General features: G+C 63.1%; 2 protein-coding genes and 1 pseudogene. 2 read left to right on the top strand and 1 reads right to left on the bottom strand.

What is annotated here, in order from left to right; translation table 11 throughout:
* Positions 1–223, bottom strand: a pseudogene (locus EOA75_RS31810) (leucyl aminopeptidase); the annotation flags it as partial.
* Positions 224–571: 348 nt separating this feature from the next.
* On the opposite strand from EOA75_RS31810, the gene lptF reads away from it, so the two are divergent.
* Both lptF and EOA75_RS31800 read left to right on the top strand, forming a co-directional pair.
* Entirely contained in the window at positions 572–1,771 is a 1,200-nt protein-coding gene (gene lptF, locus EOA75_RS31805; protein ID WP_127241041.1) for an LPS export ABC transporter permease LptF, read from the top strand.
* A gap of 2 nt (positions 1,772–1,773) precedes the next feature.
* Positions 1,774–2,495 (top strand): LptF/LptG family permease (locus EOA75_RS31800; RefSeq protein ID WP_127326066.1); only part of this gene is annotated, 722 nt, incomplete at its 3' end.

The raw sequence follows: 2,495 nt of genomic DNA, 5'->3' as shown, positions 1-2,495 counted from the left end.
CCACTAGCCGGTCGACAGAGGTTCCTTCCGGCGCCAGCACTTCCACCGAGCTCGCGAACTTGCCGGAGAAATCGGCGACCGGAAACGCGCGCGCCAATGCGCCAGCCGGGTCGCAGGCCTTCGCGGCATCGCCCAGGCCGCCGCCGTCGGCCGCAAGCACGAAGACGCTGCCTTTCTTAGGCGCGGCGAATTTGGCGAAGGCAATCGAAGGTCTCGAAGTCATCAGATCCTGCTTCCGGGTGAGGCGCCGCGAACCGGCTTTCAAGCGTGCGCGACATTTGGTCGTTTTCGGCCATTTGGCAAGACTTTGGCCGAAATCGCTGTCTATATCGGCGCCGAAACCAACCAAGGATTCGTCGCGGCGGAACGCAAGCTTCATGCCGCAACATGTTGTTAACCATCAATGTTTCGCATTTCTTATTCATTGACGCGGAGACTCCGCCGCGCCGGGCGCGTGGCGTGGAGAGGACAAACCAGATGAGCCGCCTGTGGACCCGGTTGTGCAGGCGTCGGCGGATGACTACCTTGTCGGCGGGCATGATGCCGTTCGGCACAATCGAGAAAAGCCTTCATGAAGGTCGTTGAACGCTACATCATGCGTCGCGCTACGGCGATGTTCCTTGCGGCGCTGGCGTGGACACTGGCGATCGTGTGGACGACGCAGGTGCTCGCCAAGATCGACTTGGTCACCGACAGTGGCCAGTCGGCGTTGACCTTCTTCGAAGTCGCGGCCCTGATCATCCCCTCGATCGTCCCGATCGTGGTGCCGTTCGCGCTGGTGGTCGCGGTGGCGCAGACGCTGAGCGCCATGAACACGGATTCGGAGCTGGCGGTGATCAACGCCGCGGGCGCCTCGCGTTGGGCGATTGCGCGGCCGATCCTTCTGCTGGCGCTGGCGGCCAGCGTCTTTTCCTTTGCCGTCGATAACGGCGTCGATCCCTATGCCAGGCAGAAGAACCGGCAGCTGGTGGCGGCCTCGCGCGCCGACCTTCTGTCACTGATCATCCAGGAAGGCACCTTCCGTAAGATCGACGACGGCCTGTTCCTGCAGATCGGAGAACGGCTGCCCGACAACAAGCTCGGCGGCATCTTCGTCGCCGATTCGCGCGAGGAAGGCGCCAACCTCACCTATTACGCAAAGACCGGCAGCATCGTCGAAAAAGGCGACGAGAAGGTGCTGATGATGAATGACGGCGTCATCAACCGCAAATCGGTGACCGGCGACCTTTCGGTCATCCGTTTCACCTCCTACGCCTTCGACCTGTCGGCCTTCATGTCGGCGGCGAACGAGATCACGCTGCTGCCCAAGGACCGGACGACGCCATACCTGCTCGACCCGGATCCCAACGACAAGATGTACCAGCGCAATCCGGGCAGCTATACGGCCGAGGTCAACCAGCGCTTCTCCGAATGGTCCTATTCGCTGGTCTTCGCGCTGATCGCGCTTGCGGTCGCGGGCGACGCGCGCTCGCACCGCGAGGCGCGCATCCATCCGCTGATCACCGCAATCGCTATCGCCCTTTTCGTCCGCTGGCTTGGCTTCTTCGCCGCCGGCAAGGCCGACAAGGTTTGGTACTACGCCTATATGGTCTACGCCGTTCCGATCGTGGCGTCGGCGGTCTCCGCCTGGTTCATCGTATCGTCGCGGAGCATGGAACTGCCCGCCGCCTGGGCCGACTGGATGACGAATTTCGCCGGCCGCGTCAGCGAGGGCTGGACGGCGCTCAAGCTGTGGCTCGCCCGGCGCGGCATCTCCGGCCAGGGAGCCTGACGATGGGCTGGACGCTGGGCCGTTATTTCTTCTTCCGCTACGTGTCGATCACCATCTGGTTCTTCCTCGGCCTTTTGGCGCTGGTGTTCCTGATTGATTTCACCGAACTTTCGGGCCGCACGACCGGACTGCCGGGCTTCACCTACGGCACCGCCTTCGCTATTTCGGCGCTCAGGATGCCGATGATCATGCTGCAGACGGTGCCTTTCGTCGGGCTGTTTTCGGCGATGGCAACGCTGGTGTCGCTCAACCGCCGCTACGAGCTTGTCATCGCGCGCTCGGCCGGGGTTTCGGCCTGGCAGTTCCTGTTCCCGTGCTGCGTCGGCGCGCTGATGTTCGGCCTGTTGTCGGTCGGCGTGCTCAACCCGATCGCCGCGCACGGCTTTTCCTGGTCGGAGCAGATGGAAAACCAGTTGCGCGCCGGCAAGTCGAATTCCGTCGCGGAGGACACGACGCCCTGGCTGAGGCAAAAGACCAACTCCGGCGACACCATCATCGGCGCCCGGGCCATCCTCAACCAAGGACTGGAGATGGCGGACGCGGTATTCTTCGTCCTCGACCAGCAGGGCAACATCGTCGAGCGCAAGGACGCCGCGCGCGCCTTCCTGCGCGACGGCTACTGGGAATTGCAGGACGTCAAGCTGTTCAAGGACGGCAACATCCGTGCCGAGACCTCCGACCGCGTGGCCACCAACCTCAAGCCGGAATTCGTGCAGGAACGCCT

The organism is Mesorhizobium sp. M1A.F.Ca.IN.022.07.1.1, from assembly GCF_003997575.1.
Lineage (GTDB): Bacteria > Pseudomonadota > Alphaproteobacteria > Rhizobiales > Rhizobiaceae > Mesorhizobium.
The sequence above is the reverse complement of the archived record's forward strand: the minus strand, read 5'-3'. Positions and strand labels throughout refer to the sequence as shown.

Excerpts from the sequence above, each read along its gene's own strand:
- lptF (WP_127241041.1), top strand. The coding sequence starts at position 572 with ATGAAGGTCGTTGAACGCTACATCATGCGTCGCGCTACGGCGATGTTC.